The sequence below is a fragment of the Culturomica sp. genome, from assembly GCF_003524185.1.
Lineage (GTDB): Bacteria > Bacteroidota > Bacteroidia > Bacteroidales > Marinifilaceae > Culturomica > Culturomica massiliensis.
In genome coordinates this window covers 132,192-158,794 of the sequence record NZ_DOED01000033.1, presented here as the reverse complement: position 1 = coordinate 158,794, position 26,603 = coordinate 132,192, and the positions used below count along the sequence as shown (strand labels likewise).

The window sequence follows — 26,603 nt, the reverse complement described above, 5'->3', positions numbered from 1 at the left end:
TCATCCTTTATTCACCCGACAAGGTCTTCTGTAACCGTATCTCCCGGAATCCAATCGTTTATAATTCCGGACAACTCCACCTCCAGATCATCTGCATGTATCGTAATATCATATGTATACACCGTCCCTTTCTGAAAATGCCGGTCTGCTTTCAACACATAATGATAAATTTTACCGTCATTCGTTACGGTAAACAATCGGTTTGACATTCCCACTGTCTGAGGAATAACAATAGCCTGATATACGTTTTCTCCAACAGAACGCAAAGGAGTAACCGGAGTAATCGTTCCTGTTGCTTCTCCGAGCTCTCCGTCGGCCAGGTTCAATTGAACGGAGGGTTTTGTACCCTCGATTAAGACAATGGGAGAATGGAGCGTAACACCGATTCCGGCTTTCAAGCTGATTCTGATTTTTGACAGTTGATGCTCGAATATCACTTGTGGAGGCCTACGTTGTAACGTTTCAACCTCCAATAATCGTCCCCACAACAAATCCGACTGTTTCAATGCTTCCGGTGTCGATTGCTCCCGTCTTACAGAAAAAGACAACACATTTCCCTCAGCTAAACCTTCAGACACATAAGGTCCATAAGCATAAAGATCGACCCGGTGAATTCCGGCCGGATAAAAAGCAGGATTCAAAGGCTTCATCGTCTCTCCGTCCAGATGAAGCCTCAGGTTATCGAACAGGTTGCCGGCAGGTTTCAATGTTCCGGGAACAGAAGCTTCCGGACGATTTACGACATACAAACCGAGAATATCTTCCGGAGAAAAAGAAGCGTATTCGGATTCAAATGTTCGTGTCATCCCGTTAAAAGCCACTTCTTCAACCTTACTTTTCGTTTCATGTATAAAACAGGATTGAAAAAACAGAATCAGAACGATCAGGAATAGCCCCCTTGTATTTGTATTGACAATCATATGTAAAAAATAATTTTACCGGCAATCGGATACGGCCAGTTGTTTATATTGATAATAACATTTCAAATATAAGCCAAATAATATTAACATGAATTAACATTTCGTTCGAAAGCATTATCATTTCGTCCCGGTTCTCCGAAAATCACCATAAAATAAATATCAAAGCAATTACTTTATCTGCGAAACGCCATCGGGACATTTTTATCGCCGGATGACAAATTTGGAAGTTTAATTGTATCTTTGTAAAACAATGCGAAAAGATATGATTGAATTTATCCTTACAGAAGAATATATCGAACTCATCCGGCTTTTAAAACTTGTCCGGATTGCAGATTCCGGCGGAATGGCTAAAATGCTGGTCGAAAACGGGGAGGTAAAGCGCAACGGAGAAACGGAATACCGGAAACGGGCAAAAATAAAGGCAGGAGAAACAATCGAAGTCGCAGGAGAAACAATCCGGGTAAAAGCCTGAATCAGTGACTTTGTAATCTTTTCTTTTCAATCTCGAAAGCAATCCGGTGGCTTTCCAACGAAGTTTCTATATTGGTCAGCAAAGCATCCGGATTTTTTTCCCGTATGGAACGGATGAAATCACCAACGATATAGAGATCGGCTCCTCCATGGTAATTACACTCGCCGGAACTATCCGTAAAATCATATACCTCATCAGTCAGTCCGGGCTGAAAATACTTTATCGTCAACGATTTTTCATTTCCCGACAATTCACCACCGCTAAACATGATGTGTGTTTTCCTTGCTCCTTCTCTGGTAAAGGCATCCATAGAAAAATTGACCGTCACATCATTTTCCATCCGCATGGAAACGACCTGATGATCGACAACATCATTGTCGCAACGATATACACAACGTCCGTAAGGCCCTTCCCGCAATTCTTTTAATATAACTTCGTCTGCATCCCCTTCCTCCGGCAAATCGAAATGGCGCAACCAACGTTTCTGCCGGTAATACAAATGAATCGCAGAATAAGGACATGTTTTTTCAACAAGGCAACCATCGGTACAACGGGCTGTACTTCCGGCAGGAGCATTGCTTTCCTTAAACCATTTCAAAGACCCGAAAGAACTGACTTCCCGGCATTTTTTTCCCGTCAGCCAGACCAACAAATCCAAATCGTGACAGGCCTTAGACAAAATCATCGGATTCGTCTCTTCCTCCCGCCTCCAGAGCCCCCGCACAAAAGCATGGGTCATCCGTTCGATTCCGACCTCCTCCTGATGATTTAAAGTAATCATCTCTCCTAATTTGCCGCTATCGATAACTTCCCGGATTTTACGGAAATAAGGATGATAGCGCAACACATGACAAACCCCGGCAATACAGTTATTTTCCCGGGCCTTCCGAACGATATCCAAACATTGCTGCCAACTTTGGGCAATCGGTTTTTCCAACAAAATATGATATCCTTTTTCCAGAGCCATCATTGCCGGCCGGTAATGCAAATGATCCGGCGTACATAAAAAAACAGCATCGGCAACTTTAGGACCGGACAAAAAATCCTCCCAGGAAGCAAAACAACGGGCAGGCAATAATTTAAAAGAAGTCGCATAATGCTGACGGCGAGCCTCATTGGGATCGACCACAGCAACCAATTCAACCTCTTCGGGATGCATGCGTATGTATTCAGCATAGGCATTCATCCGGTTACCGGCTCCGATCGCTACAATTGTTACCTTTTGCACGTTTTCAAATTCTGATTTTATCTCAATACATTTCCAACATATCTTTCAGCGAACCGAGGTAATATTTTTTCCATCCTTCCACAATCTCGTCATACACCTCTTCCGGAATATTCGAGTGTTCCAAAACAACCTGCGTATTCCCGCTGCCCTCTTTACGCAATTCAATTCTTACGACAGAAGGATGTTCCGTCTCTCCGAAAAACCACTCCTGTACCAACCGTTTATTCGGGACAATTTCCAGATTCACCCCCGCAATATCTCCTTCCCACAAAGAAAACTCATAACCGGCTTCGGGTTTCATATCAGCCGGATAACCGCTCCACAATTCAATCTGAAACGGATTTGTCAAAGCCGAGAATACCTCTTCGGGCTCGGCAGCAATCTTCAATTTATAGTTAAAATCCATATTATTCATTTCAATGGGATATTGCAAATATAGTACCGTCCGGACAAATTTCAAACATCTTTCTCCCGAAAGGCATCCAATAAAGAAAAAATATCCGCAGGCCGGTTCTCTTCCGGATAAAGTTCTTTCAGCAAACAGGATGCGGCCACTGTAATTTCCTGCTTCTCCCAGTAAACCGGATGAACGTAATTCAAATATTTCAATACCCGGAAAGCATTGAAGTTATCGAAAAAACGCTTCCGGAATTGCTTGTCAGACGCACTGTTCGCCTTTACTTCAGCAATCCGGTTCTCAAAATCATGTTCCGACAAAAACGCTCTTAAACTTTCCGGCTGCTTTCCAATCCAAAGTGTTAATTCCGCCTCCGTCATGCAATACATCGAAGCCACCGAATCGAAAAAAACCTTCAACACCTGAAAAGCCTCCAAATGATAAGTATTAAAATGCCCCCCGGTTTCCATAATCTGGCGGACAGCTTGCCCCGTTCCAAACGGAGTACGTTCCGACAAACGGGCAGCCGGAAACACACAGGTTGCCGGCAAACGGGCAAAACGCCCTGTCGCTATCAATTTCTGAATAAAATAAAAGTCTTCTCCGGCCTGTCGTTTGCTCATTCCGCCTTCAGCCGCATAATCCAAAGCACGGACGGCAAAAGCCGATCCCAGACAGGTATATGCGTACGGATGTCCGATATACTCCAGGCACATCCGGTAATAACGCAAATACAGCTCATACCTGCACATAGCCGCCAATTGCTCCTGCTTTATATTTTCCGGCCAGATGTGTTTATAGGCAAGGGCAACGCCGGCACGGTTATTATTCCGGAAAGCTTCTGATACTGCCGTACAATAATTTTTCTCAACCAACGTATCGGCATCCAACGAAGCAATGACCCCATCAGGCAGCCCCCGGTCATAAAAATAACGGGCAGCCGCATCCATCGCTATTTTTCGGGCAACACCGACACCGGATTGCTTCGCCGGCAAATCGAACGCCCGGCAGATCCGGAATTGTATCCCGGTATCCGGTTGAGCGGACACATATTCCAGCAACTTCACATACAGGGCTTCGTTCCTCTTTTTAACATCCGCTCCGCAATCTTCGGCGTAATTTACCAGAACGATCACACCTACCGGCCCGGAGGTCAAAGAACAGGCCGCCAGAGAATCGATCGTAAAAAAAATATCCGGGTCATCATAAACCGGAATGGTAACGATAAGAGAAAGCGTATCCGGGAAGTCCGGAACGATAACGGGAGGATTTTTTGAAAAATAGCGATCAAAAACTTTCATGCACAACCGCTATAAAAAAAGGCTGATTACTCAGCCTTCTTTTGATTATTATACTGTTCGTTCAATCGCTTAACGACATCCTTTGTGATATCAAATCCATCCTGTGCATAAAGGACATTTCCGGCAATAACCGTACTCAAAACGACATTATAGCCTCTCTCTTTATTGTAATCGGTCAGGCAGGCTGTAATCGCTTCAAACAAACGCTTGTTCAATTCACTTTGCTCCTTCATTGACTTTTCAGTCATTTCCTGCTGGAGCATCTGTAATCTCTGGTTTTTATCCAGCAATTCCTGACGGGCCGCTTCAGCTCTTTCCCGGGATATAAAACCGCCATTTTCCAGTTTACGCTGAAAATCATTCGCTTCTTTATCCAATTGCTTTGCCTTCATATTCAACTCCGTTCTTCTCTCTTCCTGCTTTTTCAGAAAAGCCTCATTCAACTCGACGGAAAGCAAATAATTACTCAATAATGTATCGGTATTTATATATACTATTTTAGTTCCTGCACCCGTACCGGCTTCAGTGCTAACCTGACATTCACCAACCTTTTTATCCCCGGTGAAATGCAACACATAAAGTACAGCTACAGCAATTAATAATACAACATTCAATACAATAGAATAATTCTTCATGACATTATGACTTTGTTAATACTATACGCACTGTTCATTTACAGATTTAACGCAACAAAGATAAACTTATCTTCTCTTAATCTCTATGTTTTTCTCTTTTTTCTGTATAAAAAATTTTATTTAACAGGCTTTAAGCTTTTCAAAAGCATCAATTTTCAAGCCTGCTTTTTTCCTTACGGTCCACAGAAAAAATCATTTTTAACAAATCCACTTCTTCCTGCCTCAAAGGTTCCGGCTCGTTCTGAAACTTACGGGCACGACGCAACTGTTGATACACCCTTAAACTTTCCAACCCGACACCCAATTTGACATCGACATGTCCTTTATTGGTACTGGCAGCAAAATCATCCAACACCCTTTTCTGATTCTGTTCAGGAGTCCATTCCAATTGAAGCGAAAAAGCATCCCGCTCCAAACCGGCCATATTATTCTTTGCATTCATCCGGTATTGCCGGGTTTGTTCCCCGTATCTTCTCCTTACAACCACTTCCGGTAAATGAACGGTATCGGAGGTCACGAAAACGGCCAATATATACTCATCCCCCGGTAAAGAATCCGGCACAACGACCTCGTACGGCCTATAACCGATATGTGTAAAGTAAATCGTATCTCCGGCCGCAGTATTCATAGCAAAACGTCCCGTCAGATCCGTCGTCGTCAGCATTCCTCCCCGCCTGCAATTGACATTTGCCAACGGACGGGTCGTTCCACTGTCAAAGACAATTCCGGAAAAACGGACTTCTTCCGCCTGCGGTTGCATTTGTGCATACGAAGCATTCAGAATAAATACAAAAAACAAAAGGGAACTAATTTTTTTCATTCTCTTTAGCAATTTCCGTATGTTGTAAAATATTCAACAACAACTCCCTGGCACGAAACAATTGAGCTTTTACTGTCCCCAGCGGAATAGCCAGTTCATCAGCAATTTCCTCATAAGAGAATTCATCGAAATAACGTAATTCGATCAAACGACGGTAACGTCCTTTCAGCATCGACACCTTCTCCCGCATAAAATCCGCACGCTGCGAGCGAATAGCCTCTTCATCCGGGGTACGGATATCCGCCGGAATACTATTGATATAACCACGGTCCTCCGGATTTATGTCATCCTTGTCCAAGGACACGGTCAACGTCTTTCGTTTACGAATAAAATCAATCGTATTATTGGAAGCGATTTTAAACAGCCAAGTACTAAAAGCAAACTGAGGCGAATAGTAATTTAAGCTGGAAAATGCTTTCTCAAAAGCTTCAAACATCAGATCTTCGGCATCCGTACGGTTATTTACCATTTTCAAAATCATAAAGTACACGGAATCCTTATATCTTTTGAAAAGTTCTGCGTAAGCTTTCTCATCACCGGCAATCGCATTTTTAACTATTTTATAATCGTAAAGCGCCTTTTCCGATAAATTATTGGTTATCTCCATTTCTTGCTTGTAAAAATTGAGTATATATTATAATACCATCTGTATAAAAAACCTACAGAACTGACAAATAACGAAATTAAGAATAATTTCTTTTGTTTCAGATGCTTCAAATAGATATTTATCGTTATAAAATCTATTAAAAATGTTAACAATATACACGCAATTATATATTCTCTAAATATTTGTTTAAAAAGTAAAAAAAACAGAAAAATATATAATAAAGTACGAATAATTGTATCTATTTCAGCTCTTAACCAAGCCTTTACAGGCCATCTTCTTTTATTAATATAATAATACGAAGAATCCTCCTTCCAGGTTTTCTTTTTATCATCATTTATAATTATAAATGTATTTTCCTTTTTGGCCACTTTCACCTTTCCCAAGCCGGACAAAACATTCACCATCTCATTATCGTATCCGATATAGCTCTGTGAATTCCTCGAGAATCCTCTTTTGGAAATATAGAACTTTTTCCGGTATCCCATATTTCTGCCGTCTCCCGATACATAACATTTTGCCTTAATCAACAAAAACATCTTCAGGAAGCGCATAAAGCGAATTCCACGACGAATGCCCATCCCTTTCCTTTGATCCGGATAATTGGCATATCCTAATACAACGGCGGTATCCGGCGTAAAGTAGGACTGCATGTTTTTAATCCATTCATTGGAAGCCGGACGGCAATCAATTTCAGAAAAAAGCAGGATATCATGCCGGGCAGCCAGAATACCTATATTAATAGCAATCTTTTTCGTACTTCGAAACTTCGTCTCCGGAAAAATCCGGGTCGTTCGGAGATGGGGATATTTTTGCTGCATCTCTGCCAAGACCTCCTGTGTGTTGTCTTCTGAACATTCATCGACGACAATCACTTCAAAATCGGGATAATCCTGTTCCAGAAAAAAACAAAGATTCTCTTTCAATTCCTCAGCCCGGTTATTAGAAGTAATAATGACCGATATACCTTCCCCTTCTTTTGCCGTACTTCCCTTCTCCCGGGAAGTGATCAATACACTTTTATAAATAACGACAATCAAATGGTATAGAAAGAAGATTCCGCATAAAATAAGGATATATACATTTCCCCCCAAAAGACTCCACAATTCCGTAAAATAACTACTCATGATTCATTCCATAATATTAAACCGCTAATAAATGCATCTCATTCCCGTTAAAACTTTGTTTTAGGATGATCCATAAATGAAAATCCGGATATATGCGATTCAATTTTACAATTCAATTACAATCCATTTGGTTTACATTTTACCCGATTTTAAAAAATCAGACAAATATACTCACTTCTCAAAGATTTTTTTTGCAATTCAGAATATATTTTATCAAATTTAGGTGTTTTTACTAACATATAAATTTTAACGCATATGAGCCAAAAACCTAAAGGAATTATCGGTATATTAACCGGAGGTGGAGATGTACCAGGATTAAATCCGGCTATCCGTGCCGTCACGATCAGAGCTTTAAGAGAAGGATATAAAGTGATTGGTATTCGCCGGGGCTGGCGGGGGTTAATAGATATTGTCCGGGACAAGAAAGTGGATAATTCAAATAACTTTTTTGAGTTAACGGAAGATATCGTCAACAGAGCAGGCCGCACCGGCGGAACTTTTCTACATACTTCCCGCACAAGGGCATCGCATGTTCCCCAGGAATCCGTTCCGGCACATTTAAAAGATAAATATTCGGAAAAAGTAAACGACCTGACTCCGGAAGTCCTCCAGAACCTCGATTTTATGGGCATCGACTACCTCGTTCCCATCGGAGGTGACGACACCTTGAGTTATGGGGTGAGATTAAGCAAAGAAGGAGTAAAAGTGATCGCAATCCCCAAAACCATGGACAATGACGTTCCGGGTACGGACTATTGCATCGGTTTCAGCACCTGTATCACCCGTACAATCGAATTGACCCACAGCTTGCGTACCTGTGCCGGTTCTCATGAACGCCTGTTGGTATTGGAGGTTTTCGGACGCTACGCGGGCTTTTCAGCCATGCTCCCCACCCTGGCCGGAGCCGCTAACCGCTGTGTCATTCCGGAATACCAGTTCAATATCGACCACCTATGTGAACTTTTATGCCAGGATCGTTACACGAACCCCAGCAAATATTCCGTCGTACTGATTTCGGAAGGGGCAACCTATAGCGGTGGCGACATGATGTTCCAAAGCCAGGAAGCCGATATGTTCGGTCACAAAAAGCTGGGAGGTATCGGAGATCACATCGCCAATCAACTGAAAGAGCTGTCTCCGAAATTCAACAACGGGGAAACCATCAATGTCATCAACCAGAAATTAGGTTATCTTGTACGCTGCGGTAATCCGGACGCGATGGATTCCATCGTTCCGATGGCATACGGGAACCTTGCCCTGGATCTGATCTCGAAAGGCATGCACGGACGATTGGTAATTTTACGTAACGGACGCTACGACAATGCACCGATCGAAATCGTCACCAGCACGAAAAAATTAGTGGATGTGGATAAATTTTATAACACCGAAAGATTACGTCCCAAATACAACAGTTTTGAATTCATGCCGCAAATGATTCTTTAAATATCAAAAAAGTCCCCGGAATCCGGGGACTTTTTCTGGTTACTTCTTCAACGTATCCGGTGCAATACTGTCAATTACAACGATACTTTCCTCCTCTATAATTACAGCCGAATCCTGCGGTTGAGTCTTTTGTTCAACCTTCTTTTTGTTGGAATTTCCACAAGATGCCAGCATCAGAACGATACAGGCGATAATGATATACCCCAATTTTGATTTGATATTCATTCTCATCTCTTCCTTTTTTTAGTTATACAACAACTATATACGCTTATCCCAAAAGGAAGTTTACAAAAATTGAAATTTTAATCCGAGAGACAAACTGAAAATATCGGTTATACTCAAATACTTATTCGTAAAATAACTGATAATATACAAATCATTGGTACCGACTTCGTAGAAAAAAGTAATGTGGTCGGACAAGCCTCTGGGATCCCAATTAAAACGGATACGCTGTCCGAAAGCGATGTTAAAACGTAAATTCGTCGCTACATTATAATACTTTTCGGGATATTTATCAGGCTCTTTCGTCCAAAATTCATTGCCGAAAATCTTATTGATGTAAAGACTGGCTGTAAAAGGCTCAAGAACCCACTTTTTCCTTTCATTCAGATTCACACGCCAAGGGATATAATTCTCCTTCAATGTAAACGTGATATGCCATTCCTTACCCTCAAACTTCGGCAGATAACCGAACAATATATCCGTCTCCCATTGTCTCTTTTTACCGTAATCCCAACCGCATCCCAAAGAAAATAGTCCCATTTCACCGGCAAACTGCACCTTATTGTATCTGGGAACCAATTTAGCCCAATTCGACTGATATTTTTCCTGCAGCCTTTCATGACGGGTCTGAGCATCAGCAAAAACCGTCATAAAAACCAAACAACCACACCCGATACATTTAAAAATGAACCACTTCATAACGATAAGAATCAGAAGTCACAGTGAACAATAAATAACTACGCCCTTTCATAGAACCGCAACCGTAATACAATACCCCGTCATCGAAAAAGTCGTTCACCATAACGGAATGAGCATGAGCATGTAAACAAAACTGCAGATTTTTCAACCGCTTGATATACTCCTGAAAAGGAGAAGCAACATTGTTATTAAAAACAACATCCCCGGGTTGCGCATGCATCGCTACAATGGTTTTATCGTACCCTCCTTCCTGCGCATCGGCGATTTCCCGTTCTAAAAACTTAAAATCGGGTACCGGGACGGCATAGTCGAATTCCAGGGCATTGGTATTCAAACACACGAATTTCACATTGCCATAACGGAAAGAAAAATTCAGATCTCCATACATCACCTTGTATACCTCCCTTCCCGACCCCAAATTATCGTGATTCCCGATAATCAGAACATAGGGAACCTTCAGCTTGCTCAAAATATCATGCATCCAGCAATATTCCTTTTTCATCCCGAAATCCGAGATATCTCCACCGTGTATCACCAGATCGATCTTTTCCAGCTTATTTACATGATTGACAAAATCCTTCGTTTCATCATACCAACGTTGAGAATCTCCCATAAAGACAAACCGGACCGTATCGCTGCCGGTATCCTTCTCCTTTAAGCGGGCGATATTTTTTACATTGATATTCTTATACTTACTTTCCAAACGTAAATCGTAAGGATGATATTCAAATACCCGGTCACATGCACACAATAAAAATACCGGGCATAGGTACAAAAACTTCCGGAACATCTCATTCAAATTTATCTGACTTATGCAAAATATATGCCTATCCGCCATTTAGCGGGAATAAATTTTATTTTTCGTTTCGTTTTTAACTTACTTCTCCCCATCTTTGTATAAAGAAACGGACAGAAAGTCTCCGGTAACATTGCAAATTTCAAGTTATATTCATGAAAATACATTTCATAGCCATAGGAGGCAGTGCTATGCATAACCTGGCACTGGCCCTGCACCAGAAAGGATATACCGTAAGCGGATCCGACGACGAAATATTCGAACCTTCTAAAAGCAGATTGGCGGCAGCCGGTATATTGCCCCAAGCCTGGGGATGGTTCCCGGAAAAGATCACGGCGGACCTGGATGCCGTCATATTGGGTATGCACGCCCGGGAAGACAACCCGGAACTGCAAAAAGCCAAAGAGCTCGGCCTGAAGATTTACAGCTATCCCGAATATCTATACGAACAGACAAAAGACAAAAAAAGAGTAATTGTAGGCGGAAGCCACGGGAAAACAACGACAACCTCCATGATTATGCATGTACTCCGGAACTGCGGAATACAATTCGACTATATGGTAGGCGCTCTACTCGAAGGATTTGAAACAATGGTTCATCTCAGTAAGGAGAGTAAAATAGCTGTATTTGAAGGCGACGAATACCTTTCTTCCCCCATCGATATGCGTCCGAAATTCCATCATTATTATCCGGATATAGCTATATTGACAGGGATTGCCTGGGATCACATGAATGTATTTCCGACATTTGAAAACTACGTCGAACAATTCGCTCTCTTCGTTGAAAAAATCTCTGACTCCGGAAAACTGATTTACTACGAAGGAGATGAAAACATACGTAAAATACTCCCGCGATGCCGGCCGACAGTGCGGACCATCCCTTACAACACTTTTCCGCACAAAACGAAAAATGGAAAAACCTATCTCGAAGGCCCGGAAGAAACCGGACTTCAGATATTCGGAGACCACAACCTCCAGAACATTTCCGCGGCATACCTTGCATGCAAAGAACTGGGTATCGACGATCACTCCTTCTTAAAAGCAATTGCATCCTATAAAGGGGCTGCCAAACGCCTCCAAAAAATCACGGAAAATCCAGGATCTGTAGCCTACCTCGATTTTGCCCATTCTCCGTCCAAATTAAAAGCGACGATCGAAGCCGTCCGCCAACAATATCCGGATAAAAAACTGCTGGCTTGTATGGAACTCCATACCTTCAGCAGCCTGAACGCCGATTTCTTACCCCAGTACAAAGGATGTATGGCAAGTGCTGATCAGGCTGTCGTTTTTTTCAATCCGGAAGTTGTACGTCACAAAAAATTACCGGAAATCACAACAAGCGATGTAAAAAAAGGATTCGCCGGAGAAAAACTGGAAGTGTTCACAGATAACTCAGCCTTACTGAAATATCTTTCCGAACAGGATTATACAAATACGGTCTTATTGATCATGACATCCGGAAATTTCTCCGGTATCGACATAAAAACAACTGCAGAAAAATTACTTCATCCATAAACCCGAAAAGGGCTGCTGACGGAAGATAGCAGCCCTTTTCAAAGACACTTTAACACGCAACTATCTATTTTCAAAAATTAAGTTTCGTAATCATAAAAAAAAATTCGCTTTCTGTATTGGTTTTAACCTATTTTTCCTATATTCTATGCAGGAATCAAAAGGAAAGTAAACTATTGTTTTGATTTTTGTAGGTAATTTATTTACATGTATATAAACTTAAAACACACCGCATATGGACATGACTCTAAATCAAAGACTTGACAAATTCCTTTACGAAAAGAATTTCACACAGGAACAGTTAAGAATCAAACTAGGTCTGAAAAACAGACAACAAGTCAGCAATTGGATCAATTGTCACGACCATATTCCGGATAAGCATCTGATTGCAATTATCAAGTTGTTTCCAGAACTAAATGCAAATTGGCTGCTACGAGGTGTAGGCTCAATGATTATCGATCAACAGCAACTCCGTCAAATCAACCGGAATGAATTCGGCTTTTGTGAAAATTGTGTCGATAAAGACAAAGAAATTTCCATGCTCAAAGAATTGCTGGAAAAGAAAGAGAATGAATTACGCCAACTCTACCGGGAATCCGGCAAACTGGAAGAAAGACTTTACCAATACGAAAAAAGAAAAAGTTAAGCTTGAAAATATATCTGCAAAAAAAACGGTAGACCTGATCGTGCGGTCTACCGTTTTTATATCATCCGGTTTATTCTTCTTCCCTGCAGTAGCGCTTGATAATATTATAGGCATCGGTAATTCCCAACTCGCCGGCCTTACTCAAATCTGCATTTGCCTCGGCCTTCCGCCCCACATAAATATAGAGCAATCCCCGGTTAAAATAAGCCTCGGCTAAATCCTTATCCATAGCAATCACCTGGGTATATGCTTCCATAGCCTGATCGATCTTCTCACTCTTTACATAAACATTCGCTATATTGAAAAGAGCGAATACAAAAGAGGGGTCGATCTCCAGACATTTCCGGTAATCTTCCAATACTTCCGAATAATCGACCGATCGCTTAACCTCCGGTGTGCTCCCGACAATCCGATTCGTATTGTCATCGATCGATTCGATATAATCGTACATCAGCATACGTGCATTGCCCCGGTTAAAAATAGCCAGAATATCTTTGGGATCAGCATCTACGACCTTATTAAAATCTTCTATGGCTTTGGGGTATTCCTGATTATTCATATAGAATATGCCCCGCAACAGATAAGCATCTGCATTTCCCTGTTGTATTTCATCCGAATAGCGTTCTATATTCATCCGGATCATCTCTTCCGGATAATTACATTTCCGGTTGGTAACGGAAAGGGAGGACGTATAATTATGCTGTTGGTTATAAGCCATAACATGCTGGTTATAATACTGTACTTTCCCACTCCGCAAAGAATCTATACTCAAATGCCGGATACAAAATATATCCTGTAATGCCACAATCACATTCCGATCCTGTACACGGCCGTTTATCACATCCCTCATCCGGTCATTCCGGGCACTGAAATCGATCAGACGGCGAAAATTCTCAGTCGTATCCACCAGTGCATTGCGATCACCGGCCTTCATTTTCCGGTAACGTTCCATAATCGCCGATGCCTGCGCATAATCCCGGTCTGCCGCAGCATAGTCTTTCATGGCATTCCCCACCGCCGCCCTGGCCATATAAGCCTTCACAAAATCCGGATACAAACGGATACTCTCGGAAAAATCGTTATAAGCACCGGGCAGGTCTTTGATCTCCATTTTTATCAATCCCCGGTTAAAATAAATCAAGATATTATCGGGATTCATTTCTACCACCTTATCCAAATCGGCAATGGCATTGTTGTAATCGCCGACTTCCCCGCGCAACATCGCCCGGTTATAATAAGCGTATATGTAATTACTGTCGATACGTACCACTTCCGAATAATCGTCGAGGGCTTCCTGATATTTCTTCATCTCATACCACACCATAGCCCGGCTCATCAGTATCCGTTTATTCTTCGGATTCGCTTTCAGAGCCCGGTTAAAATCTTCAATCGCATTGTGATAATCTTTCTGTCTGTACCACAAATAACCCCGCAATCCGAAGGCATCGTCCGAAAACATATTCAACTTAATAGCGGCATTACAATCCGCCAAAGCCCCGTCTACATCATCCAGTTTTTCCCGCATGATAGCCCGGTTTAAATAAGCGGCCAGCAATTTATTATCAATCAGCAAAGACTTCGAATAATCCTTTTCCGCCCCTTTATAATCCCCCATCTGTGCTTTGGTCATGCCCCGGTTGGCATACACATAAGCATCACTCGGATCCAGAGATATGGCATAATTATAATCTTTCATGGCCTCCTCATATTTCCGGAGGTTATGATAAGCGATTCCCCGGTACATATAAGCATGAAAATAATTCGGACTCAAATCGATTGCCCGGCTATAGTCCTGAATCGCCCCCTCGTAATCGTCCAGGTTCATCTTTGCGACCCCCCGGAAGAAATAGGGCTCCGACAAATAAGGCTTCAACCGTATAATATTATTGAAGTTATCAATAGCACTCACATAATCGTCGAAATAAATGGCATTCTTCCCCATCTGCAACATATTGTAAGTATTCCATTGCCCGTTGACATGTCCCCCGACACCCGTCAATACTCCCAATACCACCCATTTCAAAAAGATACGCTTCATTCGTTTAAAAATTAATCCGACGTAAATATAGAAAAAAGAAATGTGCTATAAAAATAGCCGGGAAAAATCCCGGCTATCCAAAAATTCATATCACTGATTAATCATCATCCTGATCGTCGTCTTTTACTCCGGGCTGGAATAAATAAGTCGTAACGTCTGTCGTTGTATAACCGGACTGAGCGACGGAGAAATTAGAACCTCCGGTTGCTACATATCCTCTATTATCCAATACGAAAGCGACAGCAGCCTGACGATAGTGTCCGCTCGGGAAACTGGTTACTTCGTCCCATCTGCCGGTCTCGCCCCGGTAAGGATTGAATTCCCAGCAATCGCTTAACACACTTCCTCTCGCTCCGGTTGCCAAATAGATACGGGCGGTTTTATCCTCTTCCTTACCTACCACAAAAGCTGTTGCATAGCCTCTTGGAATCTTACCGTAATCTCCGTCGTAATTGTGATAATCGGTATCTTTCAATACGTCCAGTTTAGCAAACTTCACACTCTGATACGGAGTAAACTTGATGACATCGTTCGGATAAGAACTTCCGTCAGCACCGGTAAAAATATAAGCGGTTTCTCCGATAACTGCCACACAGGCTCCGGCTCTCTTATCTCCGAACACTTCATTCATTTCCGTCCAGGTATCAGTGTCCAGATCATATTCCCACCAATCCTTCATCGCACCTACCTTGTCGTTTCCGTCACTATAATATCCGTAAGCAACATAAGCTTTTCCTCTGCCACCGGCTTTCGGTACATAAAAACCCAATGCATACTGACGGGGAGTTCCCGGGAAATCCGTCAATTTTGTCCAGCCTTGTCCCGGTGTATATTTCCAAAAATCTTTGAAATATTCAGATTTACCGCTACCGCCGGCTGCTGCATTCTGCGCATAACCTAATCCGACAAAAGCACTTGTTCCATCCGAAAAAGCAGTAGCACCGTAACGCGGTTTAAAATCATCCGGCAAAGTTTCCGCACGTTGCCATATTAAATCTTGTCCTGTTAGGGTACAAGTCCAGAAATCTTTTAATTCATTTGCATATTGATCGATTCCCAATCCGACATAAGCTACATCACCGATTGTAAAGGTTACCGCTCCCACACGACCGGTTCCTCCGAAACTTTCTACTTTTTTCCAGTTCCCGACCTTATCGTCATCGGAGCTACATGCCGCAAAGAACGATACCAGAACAGCTAAAAATAATAAATTCTTTACCGTTTTCATAAAATACTAGTATTTCAATTTTTATTTGTTTATTCTACCAAAACTCGGGCAAAACTACATAAATTATACACAAATACAATAAAAAATCTATTAAATTACGTTTCCAAACTTTATAATTCCTGTAATAACAAATTAAAATAGCTTTCACTTGTAATATTTTTAGAAAATAATTTTACCTTCGCCCTCTGATTATTGCAATGGATAAAATATGAGAAACATACTTTTCTTTTTCTTAATTTGTTTGTGCGGGGCGTGTAATAACGATGTCACTTCAATCGGGGAAGATTTAATCAACAACGAAAGTTATGTTGAAATCAAAACTTATAAAATCCCCACATCGACTGTAAAGCTGGACTCTTTTCCGACCTCGACCGGATATTCCAGCAGTACTTTAAAAGGTTTATTGGCCGGACGGGCAAACGATCCGATCACGGGAGTAACCATCACGACACCCTATTTTGAAATCGTACCTTCCGGAGGCTCGAGAGTCGAAAACACCTATATCTACGATTCGATCACCTTCAATGCCGTATTCAATAAAACGATTTGGGGAGATACAACCACCTTGCAACAATTCCACCTTTATCAATTAAAGGCAACACCGACTTTAAACCCGGACGACGATCTGATTTACAATAATGCCACGGTTCCTCACGAAGCAGAACCGCTCGGATCATATACGACATGGCCGACCCAGGAAAGGTTGAAAAAGTTTCAGTTCCGCCTGAACGATGAAGTAGGACGGGATTTATTCGATAAATTAAGGCAAAACGATTATGTCGTACAAAACGACCTCGATTTTATTCGTTATTTCAAAGGCCTGACCTTAATGGCCGATCCGTCCAACACCTGTATTTTCGGGCTTAGTCCGGCTGCCGACAGCATCGGTATAAAAATCCACTTTCACAGTTCGACGGGCGACCTGACCTATTCTTTCAATAAAAGTAAGAATTACAACCAATATACGTTTATGAATATCGTCAATAATGCCGCCGGGACACCCTATGCCGCACTGACGAAACAATCCGAAAACCTGCCATTTGCAGCAGCCAAACGCCCCAATGCCGTGGACGGCCAAACGGTTACCCAAGGTTTGAGCGGATATATGATTAAAATGAAATTACCGATTGCTCCGGCAGGTAATAAATACCAGACAATTGTCAAAGCGGAAATCGAATTGCATCCGCAACAATTTGTAACCACCTATTATCCGTTACCTAAAACCATATATTTTTACAAATCGGACGTAAGCAACAAGGCATTGTCCACGGTGACCAATATTGCCGGGAATGCCGTAACGGGTAGCCTTGTCTATAAACCGAACAAACCGGGATACGAAACCTATATCATCAATATTACGGATTTCTATAACTCGCTTTGTCAACGTACGGATGCAGAACAAAACAACGAGGTTCTGGTCAGCATCCCGTTAACTGAAATGCATAGTAGTTTCACCCGGTTGACAGTAGACGAAGTACCGGTATTAAAAGTTTATTATGCCCAATATGAGTAATTCCATATTATCTATGAAAAAAATTATTCTGCTTTTTATATTATCCGGATTTTCGGTGTGCACATTCGCTCAGAACAATACCGGGACTCCTTATTCCATGTATGGTATCGGACTATTACAGGATAATTACGGCCCTTATACCGCAATGGGAGGTGTTTCGGCTGCTATGCGCGATGCCAACAACATCAACTTTCTCAACCCGGCTTCCTATACGGCACTCGACAGTAACCGCTTTTACATTCAATTCGGAATTACCGGTGAATATGTAGGCATAGCCACAAACAAAGAAAGCAGCACCTACCGGGTAGCCCAGAATGCAGCCTTGAATATGGCGCTTCGTCTCTATCCGAACCTATTTGCTTCTTTCGGTTTCAACCAGAGATCGGACATCGGTTATGACCTGCATTACAAAGAAAGAATCAACGGAAGCGTCGACGAATACTACAACCAGCAAATATCGGGCAACGGCGGTTTGAACGATTTCTATTTAGGATTGGCCTATAAAGTTAAAAACCTGTCGGTCGGCTTAAATACCTCGTTGGTTTTCGGTAATATCGAAAAGCGGGTCACGTTGATTCCTGCCGTCACCGACAGCTATTACATCAATGCCCGGAATAAAATATCCGTACACGATGTTATTTTTAACCTCGGCCTTCAATACCTGTTTACCCTGTCTCCGAAATCCAAACTGACACTGGGAACATCGTTCAATTTAGGGACCGATCTGGCTGCCAAAAAAGACTTCACATCCTATAAGATCAATTCGAGCACTTCCGACCAGCAAACACTGGAAGATGAAGTATTGAGACGGGGCGGCATAAAATATCCGTTCCGGATCATCAGCGGTTTTGCATACGACTACAAAGACAAATGGATGCTGGCAGGAGATTATACCTTCCAGAAAATGTCTGCCTACGAAGAATTCAAAGTCAATCAGGATTACCACGATTATCACAAAGTTTCTCTGGGCGCGTCTTTAATGCCGGCACGTTACGGACGCTACTGGTGGCAACGCAACAAATACATTTTAGGAACTTATATGGTCCGCTCTCAAATTAAATTGAACAATACCTTTATCAATACCTATGCCATTACTTTCGGTACCCAAATGCCGATATACATTCCGAACCGGGAATTATTGCTCGGTATTGCTTTCGATTTAGGGATAAGAGGAACCAAGGAAAACGGATTGATTCAGGAAAAATTTGCAAAAATCCGACTTAACATCGCCTTTAAAGAAGGTTGGTTTATGAAACGAAAAATCGATTAATAAAATATCTAAAATATTATCTGCAAAGAAGTGCGGCAAGTTTAACGAAAAAATCTTAAATTTGCCGCATTAGTTTTATAATAAAACAAATATCGTCCAAAAGACATTGAAACACATCACTTATTGTATAAATCAAAAAAGAAAACTATGAAAAAAATTCTTATCCCTGCTCTCTGTGTTCTGGCTCTGAGCGCTTGTACATCAACACAGAAATATACCATCAACGGTACTGTGGAAGGAGAAACAGAAGGAACAGTTCATCTGGTAAAATTCCAGAACAGACAAGCTGATACATTAGCCAGTGCCCCCATTCAAGACGGAAAATTCAAACTGGAAGGAAGTGTCCAGGAAGTTTCTGACGCTTATTTGACAGTAGATGGTAAAAGAGGCCGTACACCCCTTATCATTGAAAATACAACCTTTACGGCTACTTTGAATCCGGCAGACAACAGCCAGTCCAAAGTTGAAGGAACGGCAAATCAGAAAGTCATCAATGATTATCTGGTTATTTCAAATGACCTGATGAAAAAACAATCTGAGCTGTATAAAGAATATACGGTTGCTATGCAAAATCAGGATCAGGAAAAAGCCAACGAAATCCGGAATCAATTTGAAGCTTATGAAAAAGAGGCCGAAGCACAGGAAGCTGATCTGATCAAAAACAATGCCGACAGTTTTGTATCCGCCTTTATCATTGCTTCCAAAATGGGTGGCATGGAATTCGACCAATTGAAAGAAATGTACGGAAATTTGGGTGAAAATGCCAAAAACAGCCTGTACGGGAAAAAAATTGCCGAAAGAATCGCCAAATTGGAAGCTGTAGCTATCGGTCAAACAGCTCCGGATTTCACCCTGAATACACCGGAAGGCAATCCGCTTTCTTTGGCTGATATCAAAGGTAAAGTGAAAATTATCGATTTCTGGGCATCCTGGTGTAATCCTTGCCGTCAGGCAAATCCTGAAGTAGTGGAAATCTACAAAGAATACCACCCGAAAGGACTTGAAATTCTCGGCGTTTCTCTAGACAACAATCAGGAAGCATGGGTGAAAGCCATCGAAGACGACGGTCTGACCTGGAACCACGTTTCAGACCTGAAAGGCTGGGAAAATGCAGCCGCTCAATTGTACGGCGTAAACAGCATCCCTCATCTGCTCATTCTGGATGAAAACAACCAGATCGTTGCCCGCAACCTGCACGGTCAGGAATTGAAAGACAAAATTGCTGAAATGCTGAAATAAACAGCCTTATTCTTCAATTAAATGCCATACCAATCCCCCTGAAATTGAAATTTCAGGGGGATTTTATTGAGAAGTTCTTCTAAGAACCCAAGACAATATCAGCGTATCTCACGTACCAGCATACCGATATGAAAACCGGATCCGCTTTCGATTTTAAACCGGGTGTAATTAAAGTCCGCTCCAACTGCTTCTTCCTCCACCGCCATATACCGATTGTCCCAAATAGCTCCGGGAACCGGTTGTATGATCCCGACACGTTTATACATCGTTCGCTGCTTATCCCCGACATAGCACTCCAGCACTTCGAACCTGGATTTTTCATCGACCCCTTCTTTCATTCCGATCTGTACCGTCACTTCTCCGTCCTTTATTTCATACACCGCGGATTTCACACGAAATACCTCATGCTCGTGCTGCAATTTCACGATAGATTTATCCAAAGCTCTGTTCAATACTTTGCGGATAAGCTGGATGTTATTCCTGACCCCATTAAGCACTAATTTATCACTTGTCACACGTTGTTTACCGATAAATTCAAACTTAAATAAATCCGTACGGGCATCGAACGCTTCTTTCTTATGGACATCGACAGACAGTGAATCGTAATAATATTTCTCATAAAACTCCGATGCGACAGCCTCCGTCCACTCCAACCGATACAAATACGACGTAATTGTGACCCGGAAGCCACCGATCAGATCGGACACTTCCTTACCCGTCCCCGAAGCCAGATCGACAAGAGAAGCCACCGAAGCTATTTTTTCATTTGATACGTTAGTCAATTCCGTAGCAACCGCTTTCACCGCAGAAAAAATAAGAGACGCTACCTGAGCATTGGCTTCCTTATCTACATAACGGATATCGTTTACTAACAAAAATGTATTGCCGATCAATTCTTCTCCCGCATCTTCGAGCAAAGCAATTCCTCTCACCGTAGACTGTGCCAGCTTCACATCCAGTTCCGAAGCATTATATTGTCCCCGTTCCGCCACCAAATCCATATCAAAAGCCCCGGTCACACGATCCCGGTTGAACCACTTGGCCACAATACGCTTGGCCAGTTGCGACTGCACCAAAAACCGCTCTATTTTTCCCCGTTTGTCTTTTGCCGACCCGTCATAATCCTTGATTGATTTCACGCTCAAATCATGATTATTAAATTTGTCGTTAACCGGAAGAGTCGTAAATACATCCTCGATCTCATTGCAATATTTATCGCCCGTATTCAGCATCACCGAGTACAGAGAACTACGGCGGTAGTTCTCATATACTCCGCTTTGTGCATACACCAATAAGCAACTCCATAGAAACCAACAAACCAGACCACATTTTTCAAACCAGACCATATTTTTTCATTAAAAATCCCACACATTTTCAGGTACGAACAACTCCGTATTCTTATCCATTTTCGCTCTTTCTTTATTCAATTGAGCGACATATTTTTTCCATATCTTCTGGAATTCCTTATCATTTACATATTTATAGTCTGAAGGAATATCGAATATGGAATCCGCAACAGGGGTTCTGTCGACTCTGACGGTATTGGTCACACCCAAAAATTTTCCTTTAAACAAAGGTATTGTAGACCGGGTTTCTGCAACCGCTTCCATTGTAAAACCGTCATTTCCCTGGAACATGTAATTGTACATATCTATCTTTTCCTGCGAATCCAGTACTCCGTCGGGAATCCAATTTTCAGCCTCCGCAACGACACCCTTATTGTCAACTTTCGAAACATACTTCGTACAAATCAAACCCTCGATTTCTTTCTTTTCATCCGTTTTCTGAAACAAATCATTCGGATGCCTTCCTCCCGGATAAGGCACTTTATTGACAACCTTCTTTTGTGGCAAAATGTTATAGGCGCATTTATTATCAAAATCCAACAACACCATCAGATTGGTAGCAGCAGACAACTGCAATAATTTACTCCCTTTTACAATAACAATGTCCTCCTGTCCACCACTTAATACCGGCAATTGTTTCTTGAAAAAACCTTCTGCCTGGAATATTCCTTTTCTTACAATCTTGCCTTCAAATTTTCCTTGCGCCCAAAGATTACCTGTAAAAATCGTTACCAGAATAACGACAAAAAATGCTCTTTTCATACTATTCAATATTAGAGGGTTAATACTTTCCGTCTCATGTACCATTCTGCAATCACTTTTTCAGTGATAATCGACTATAGATTTCTCATACAAGCTTTCCCTGCAAAAAGAGAAAACGTAAATCTAAAATAAATGAACATTTTAGATTGTTTAGCAATCTGATTCGTTATCAGATTTTTTTAATCTAAAATCGTAAATCTAAAATCTACAATTAATATGAACGTTTCTTTTTGCAAGAAACCATTTATCTGAAAACCAAATCCACATCAGACAATAAAAAATTGATAGTAAAATACTTGCATTATCCGTATAAATATGTATATTTGTCTTAAAATATGCCTATCCGTTTACTAAAATAAACGTTCATTTTTATAAGCGATTCTTGTTTGATAAACATAATGAAAATCAGACAAAGGAATTGTACAAAAAATGAAAAAGCGGTCTTGTATTCTTCTCAACAAACTTTTCTTTTTCATCGGAAATAAGACGATTCTTTACTATTTTTGTATACGTAAAAACAAAACGGGAAAAGGGGAAAATGTACAGGATATCGTTGCTATTCTTATTGTTGTGTTATGGCCTTCAGCTTTCTGCCAGCCATCCGGAAAAAGCGAATCATTGGACAGACGAAACCTTGCAATCCATGACACTGAATGAAAAGATCGGCCAGTTGTTTATGATTGCCGCTTACAGCAATAGGGATCAGGAATATGAAGACCGACTTGAAAAAATCATCCGGGAATACAACATCGGAGGATTGATTTTTTTCCAGGGGGAACCGGTACGTCAGGCCCAATTAACCAACCGTTATCAGAAAGCAGCCAAATATCCTTTACTGATCGGTCTTGATGCCGAACATGGGGTAGGTTGGCGCTTAAGAACCGGGATGGAATTTCCTTTGATGGGAATAGCCGGAGCCATCCGCAACGATTCCCTGATATTCAGGCTTGGAGCCACAATTGCCCGGCATTGTAAGGAATTGGGAGTACACATCAATTTCGCTCCCGTTGCAGATATCAATAACAACGCTCAAAATCCGGTTATCGGTATGCGGTCTTTCGGAGAAAACCGGAATAACGTATGGCATAAAACCGAAATGTATATCCGGGGCTCTCTCTCTGAAAATGTACTCCCGGTAGCCAAACATTTCCCGGGGCATGGAGATACCGATACCGATTCGCATTATGCCTTACCGCTCATTAGCCAGGACCGCACACGCCTGGATTCGCTGGAACTCTATCCGTTTAAAAAATTAATTGAGGCAGGCCTGCCGGCAATCATGGTAGCCCATCTGAATGTCAAAGCTCTCGATTCATCCGGCATGCCGGCTTCCTTATCCGCAGCCGTCATCGACCGGTATTTAAAAGACAGCCTGAAATTCAACGGCCTGTGCTTCACCGATGCCATGAACATGAAAGGCGTAACCCGGGGACGGGAACGAGGAGAAGCAGAGGTTGCAGCTTTACTGGCAGGTAACGATATTCTGCTCTTTCCCGAAGACATCGGTCAGGCGATTGCCAAAATCAAAAAAGCCATCACTGACAGTGTGCTGACCGAAAGCATGATCGACGAAAAATGCAAAAAAATCCTGATCGCCAAATACACATATGTCCTGCCGCAATTTCACCCGATCAAGACAGAAAAATTGTGGTCCCGTTTGAACACCCCTGAAGATTTTGCTCTCAAGCAGGAATTGTATAAAAGTGCTGTTACATTAATAAAAAACGAACAAAACATACTACCGCTTCAGCGCCTAGACACCTTACGGATTGCAGCCGTAAATTTCGGGGCCGCCAATATCAATCATTTCCAGACCACCTTAAACCGGTATGCAGAAATATACAACCTGACAGCTCCGGACAAAATGAACGCCACGGAATTGAATAATTTCATCCGGCAACTAAGCGGCTACAACTGCATCATCATATACAACAGCAAAGCTTCCAATCGCAGTTCCCGCCATTTTGGCTATACTCCCGGACTTACAGACCTGATCCGCGCTCTGAAAGGAAAAAAGGTCATCCTTTGCCACCCGGGAACGCCTTACGGACTTAAAAACTATATCGATTTACCGTTAGATGCCATTCTGATCAACTTTGAAGATCACTTGTACGCCCGGCAATATGCTGCACAAGCAATCTTCGGCGGCATCCCGGTTGACGGTAAACTTCCGGTAAGCATTTCTCCGGCTTACTCAGCCGGAGACGGGCTATCAACCCCCAAAACCCGCCTGGGGTATGCGCTGCCTGAAATGTGCCGTATGACATCGGAGCGGCTGTCACGTATCGACTCCATGTGTAATGTAGCCATTCAGACAAAAGCCACCCCCGGATGCCAGGTATTGGTAGCCAAAGACGGTTATGTCGTTTACGATAAAGCTTTTGGTTACAACACCTACAAAAATACGGTTCCCAACCACACGGAAAACATATACGACATCGCTTCCATAACGAAAATCGCAGCGACTCTTCCCTGTGTTATGAAGCTTTATGAAGAAGGAAAAATCAAATTGGAGGCTCCTCTTGCCGACTATTACCCGGCCTTGCGCAACACCAATAAAAAAGACATCACGGTAAAAGAAGTTCTCATGCACATGGCCGGTCTGAAATCCTACATCCCGGCTTTTACCGAGGCTGTCGATAAAGAAGCCCTTCACGGTTCGCTTTTCACTCCCGTCCCGACAAAATACAACACCCTGAAACTCAAAGACCGGTTGTACGCCAATCCGAATTACCGGTTTAAAGACAGTACCTTCTCACGGGAAGCCCTTCCGGGCTACAAAGCCTTTACTCCCGGATTATACATTTTTGACGGTTACCGGGACAGCATTATGCATGCCCTGTTAAACTCCGAACTGCTTCCTAAAAAAGAATACGTATACAGTGACCTCAGTTTTATTTTTCTGCAACAAGCCATCGAAACCATTACCCGGCAACCCCTGGATCAATATTGCCGGAATACATTTTTCAAAAAGTTAGGGACTTACAACACCGATTTCAATGCCGCCAAACACCTCAATACGAAATACATTATTCCTTCATGTATAGATAACCTTTATCGTAAAAGAGAAGTCAGAGGCTACGTACACGATCCGACAGCAGCCATCCTGGGCGGTGTTGCCGGACATGCAGGACTGTTTTCGACGGCCAACGATCTGGCCAAAATCATGGAAATGTATTTGAATAAAGGATACTACGGCGGAGAGCAATTTTTTACGGAAAGTACAATTTCGACATTTACCCATCGGGCCGATACGCTTTCCCCAAACCGCCGGGGTCTTGGTTTTGACAAACCGGAAACCGATACGACAAAAATCGGACCGACATGCAAAATCATTCCTCCCGATAGTTTCGGGCACACCGGTTTTACAGGCACTATGGCCTGGGCCGATCCCGACAACCACCTGATATACATATTCCTGTCCAACAGGACTTATCCGAGTGAATTCAACACCAAACTTTCGGAAGAAGATATCCGGACAAAAATTCAGGAATTTATATACCAGGCTTTGCAAAATTAAATTTTCAGCTCCCTGATTTCCGTAATATCTGACTGAATGAGAAGGAAATAATTATAGAAACTTTTCCCTAATTATTACTAGTAAAATCAGGAAAAATAGATACTTTTGCATGTGAAGAAAGAATTTAACCAGTTATTAATAAATAATCTTAATTATGAGTAATTTCTTATCATCCTCTATCGGGAAAAAAGTCATTATGAGTTTATCCGGACTTTTCCTGATTGCTTTTTTATGTGTCCATCTGACACTAAATTTATTTTTGATTCTCGATAACAGCGGGGAGTTATTCAATCATGGAGCAAATTTCATGGCTACCAATCCTGTTATCAAGATCGTTGAACCGATTCTGGCTCTCGGATTCATCATCCACATCATTTGGGCCAGTGTACTTACTTTACAAAACCAGAAGGCACGTCCGGTAAAGTATGCACAAAGGAATCAAGGTCAGAATGCAACCTGGGCTTCACGTAACATGTACATCCTGGGAGCTTTGGTACTTGTATTCCTTATCATCCACCTTTACAATTTCTGGTGGAACATCAAAATCACGGGCAATTTAGCTCATGTTGTCATTGACGGAGTGGAAATGGAAGACACCTATTTGTTGGTATCCAGCCTGTTCAAATCCAGCATCGCCTACTGTGCCCTATACATCATTGGTGCTATCTTACTGGGCCTTCACCTGACACACGGATTCTGGTCGGCTTTTCAGTCTATCGGTTTCAGCAATCAGATCTGGAGAAAACGCCTGGAATGCCTGGCCCGGATTCTGGCTGTAATCATAGCTGTCGGCTTCAGCATCATTCCGTTATACTTCCTGGCAGGGCTGGGAAACTAATTCAATTGTAAGTTGTGGATTGTAAATT

Annotated in this window: 24 protein-coding genes; 9 read left to right on the top strand and 15 right to left on the bottom strand. The window is 42.1% G+C overall.

The genetic code is table 11. The features are described from left to right. Window positions 1–11: 11 nt before the first annotated feature. On the bottom strand, window positions 12–920 hold the full coding sequence (locus tag DD657_RS11870; protein WP_287049992.1) for a fimbrillin family protein: 909 nt from the start codon (window positions 918–920) through the stop codon (window positions 12–14). Window positions 921–1,182: 262 nt separating this feature from the next. Between DD657_RS11870 and DD657_RS11865 the strand changes: the two genes are divergently transcribed. Continuing rightward, a complete protein-coding gene (locus tag DD657_RS11865) occupies window positions 1,183–1,392 on the top strand; it encodes an RNA-binding S4 domain-containing protein (RefSeq protein WP_021986839.1) in 210 nt (69 codons plus the stop codon). 1 nt (window position 1,393) lies between these two features. Here DD657_RS11865 and DD657_RS11860 read toward each other — a convergent pair whose 3' ends face one another. From DD657_RS11860 to DD657_RS11830, 7 genes are all read right to left on the bottom strand, one after another. After that, a complete protein-coding gene (locus DD657_RS11860; RefSeq protein WP_287049990.1) occupies window positions 1,394–2,620 on the bottom strand; it encodes a Gfo/Idh/MocA family protein in 1,227 nt (408 codons plus the stop codon). Window positions 2,621–2,642: 22 nt separating this feature from the next. Beyond that, complete coding sequence (locus DD657_RS11855) at window positions 2,643–3,026, bottom strand: SRPBCC domain-containing protein (RefSeq protein ID WP_068692413.1); 384 nt, start codon at window positions 3,024–3,026, stop codon at window positions 2,643–2,645. Window positions 3,027–3,076: 50 nt separating this feature from the next. Further along, window positions 3,077–4,318 carry a glycosyltransferase family A protein gene (locus DD657_RS11850; RefSeq protein ID WP_287049987.1) on the bottom strand — a complete coding sequence of 414 codons (1,242 nt, stop codon included), beginning with the start codon at window positions 4,316–4,318 and terminating at the stop codon, window positions 3,077–3,079. 26 nt (window positions 4,319–4,344) lie between these two features. Next, window positions 4,345–4,953, bottom strand: a complete 609-nt coding sequence (locus tag DD657_RS11845) for an OmpH/Skp family outer membrane protein (protein ID WP_021986843.1) — start codon at window positions 4,951–4,953, stop codon at window positions 4,345–4,347. A gap of 148 nt (window positions 4,954–5,101) precedes the next feature. Beyond that, entirely contained in the window at window positions 5,102–5,773 is a 672-nt protein-coding gene (locus DD657_RS11840; protein ID WP_287049985.1) for a peptidase associated/transthyretin-like domain-containing protein, read from the bottom strand. Continuing rightward, entirely contained in the window at window positions 5,760–6,380 is a 621-nt protein-coding gene (locus DD657_RS11835) for an RNA polymerase sigma factor (RefSeq protein WP_021986845.1), read from the bottom strand. The genes DD657_RS11840 and DD657_RS11835 overlap by 14 nt, the downstream gene beginning before the upstream one ends. Beyond that, a complete protein-coding gene (locus DD657_RS11830; protein WP_021986846.1) occupies window positions 6,371–7,504 on the bottom strand; it encodes a glycosyltransferase in 1,134 nt (377 codons plus the stop codon). The genes DD657_RS11835 and DD657_RS11830 overlap by 10 nt, the downstream gene beginning before the upstream one ends. 255 nt (window positions 7,505–7,759) lie before the next feature. Here DD657_RS11830 and DD657_RS11825 point away from each other — a divergent pair, with 255 nt between their 5' ends. Further along, on the top strand, window positions 7,760–8,947 hold the full coding sequence (locus DD657_RS11825) for a 6-phosphofructokinase (RefSeq protein WP_021986848.1): 1,188 nt from the start codon (window positions 7,760–7,762) through the stop codon (window positions 8,945–8,947). A gap of 39 nt (window positions 8,948–8,986) precedes the next feature. On the opposite strand, the gene DD657_RS11820 is transcribed toward DD657_RS11825, so the two are convergent. From DD657_RS11820 to DD657_RS11810, 3 genes are read right to left on the bottom strand one after another with little or no spacing between them, the layout of a single operon-like run. Next, window positions 8,987–9,178 carry a hypothetical protein gene (locus tag DD657_RS11820; RefSeq protein WP_021986849.1) on the bottom strand — a complete coding sequence of 64 codons (192 nt, stop codon included), beginning with the start codon at window positions 9,176–9,178 and terminating at the stop codon, window positions 8,987–8,989. A 54-nt stretch (window positions 9,179–9,232) separates the two neighbouring features. After that, window positions 9,233–9,868 carry an SPFH domain-containing protein gene (locus DD657_RS11815; protein WP_021986850.1) on the bottom strand — a complete coding sequence of 212 codons (636 nt, stop codon included), beginning with the start codon at window positions 9,866–9,868 and terminating at the stop codon, window positions 9,233–9,235. Beyond that, complete coding sequence (locus DD657_RS11810) at window positions 9,849–10,658, bottom strand: metallophosphoesterase family protein (RefSeq protein ID WP_068691779.1); 810 nt, start codon at window positions 10,656–10,658, stop codon at window positions 9,849–9,851. Before DD657_RS11810 ends, DD657_RS11815 begins: the two co-directional genes overlap by 20 nt. Before the next feature lie 161 nt (window positions 10,659–10,819). Between DD657_RS11810 and DD657_RS11805 the strand changes: the two genes are divergently transcribed. Both DD657_RS11805 and DD657_RS11800 read left to right on the top strand, forming a co-directional pair. Beyond that, on the top strand, window positions 10,820–12,178 hold the full coding sequence (locus tag DD657_RS11805; RefSeq protein WP_021986852.1) for a UDP-N-acetylmuramate--L-alanine ligase: 1,359 nt from the start codon (window positions 10,820–10,822) through the stop codon (window positions 12,176–12,178). Window positions 12,179–12,410: 232 nt separating this feature from the next. Further along, window positions 12,411–12,821: a hypothetical protein gene (locus DD657_RS11800; RefSeq protein WP_021986853.1), complete on the top strand. Its 411-nt coding sequence runs from the start codon at window positions 12,411–12,413 to the stop codon at window positions 12,819–12,821. A 70-nt stretch (window positions 12,822–12,891) separates the two neighbouring features. Here DD657_RS11800 and DD657_RS11795 read toward each other — a convergent pair whose 3' ends face one another. Together DD657_RS11795 and DD657_RS11790 are read right to left on the bottom strand one after the other, a co-directional pair. Continuing rightward, the gene (locus tag DD657_RS11795; RefSeq protein ID WP_287049980.1) at window positions 12,892–14,859 is read right to left on the bottom strand and encodes a tetratricopeptide repeat protein; all 1,968 of its coding nucleotides are present in this window, start codon (window positions 14,857–14,859) and stop codon (window positions 12,892–12,894) included. Between the two features lie 97 nt (window positions 14,860–14,956). Continuing rightward, window positions 14,957–16,087, bottom strand: a complete 1,131-nt coding sequence (locus tag DD657_RS11790; protein WP_021986855.1) for a Kelch repeat-containing protein — start codon at window positions 16,085–16,087, stop codon at window positions 14,957–14,959. Window positions 16,088–16,295: 208 nt separating this feature from the next. On the opposite strand from DD657_RS11790, the gene DD657_RS11785 reads away from it, so the two are divergent. From DD657_RS11785 to DD657_RS11775, 3 genes are all read left to right on the top strand, one after another. Beyond that, entirely contained in the window at window positions 16,296–17,600 is a 1,305-nt protein-coding gene (locus tag DD657_RS11785; protein ID WP_068691775.1) for a DUF4270 family protein, read from the top strand. A 13-nt stretch (window positions 17,601–17,613) separates the two neighbouring features. After that, window positions 17,614–18,870: a BamG family beta-barrel-assembly machinery protein gene (gene bamG / locus DD657_RS11780; protein ID WP_021986857.1), complete on the top strand. Its 1,257-nt coding sequence runs from the start codon at window positions 17,614–17,616 to the stop codon at window positions 18,868–18,870. Between the two features lie 147 nt (window positions 18,871–19,017). Then, on the top strand, window positions 19,018–20,109 hold the full coding sequence (locus DD657_RS11775) for a TlpA disulfide reductase family protein (protein ID WP_287049976.1): 1,092 nt from the start codon (window positions 19,018–19,020) through the stop codon (window positions 20,107–20,109). 98 nt (window positions 20,110–20,207) lie between these two features. On the opposite strand, the gene DD657_RS11770 is transcribed toward DD657_RS11775, so the two are convergent. Together DD657_RS11770 and DD657_RS11765 are read right to left on the bottom strand one after the other, a co-directional pair. Then, window positions 20,208–21,455 (bottom strand): hypothetical protein, encoded by a 1,248-nt coding sequence (locus DD657_RS11770; protein ID WP_287049974.1) that lies wholly within the window; start codon window positions 21,453–21,455, stop codon window positions 20,208–20,210. A gap of 9 nt (window positions 21,456–21,464) precedes the next feature. Further along, window positions 21,465–22,217, bottom strand: coding sequence for a hypothetical protein (locus DD657_RS11765; RefSeq protein WP_287049972.1), 753 nt, complete (start codon window positions 22,215–22,217; stop codon window positions 21,465–21,467). 538 nt (window positions 22,218–22,755) lie between these two features. Between DD657_RS11765 and DD657_RS11760 the strand changes: the two genes are divergently transcribed. Both DD657_RS11760 and DD657_RS11755 read left to right on the top strand, forming a co-directional pair. Next, complete coding sequence (locus tag DD657_RS11760; RefSeq protein WP_287049970.1) at window positions 22,756–25,737, top strand: serine hydrolase domain-containing protein; 2,982 nt, start codon at window positions 22,756–22,758, stop codon at window positions 25,735–25,737. Window positions 25,738–25,891: 154 nt separating this feature from the next. Further along, entirely contained in the window at window positions 25,892–26,575 is a 684-nt protein-coding gene (locus tag DD657_RS11755; RefSeq protein ID WP_021986860.1) for a succinate dehydrogenase cytochrome b subunit, read from the top strand. The last annotated feature ends 28 nt before the right edge of the window (window positions 26,576–26,603 follow it).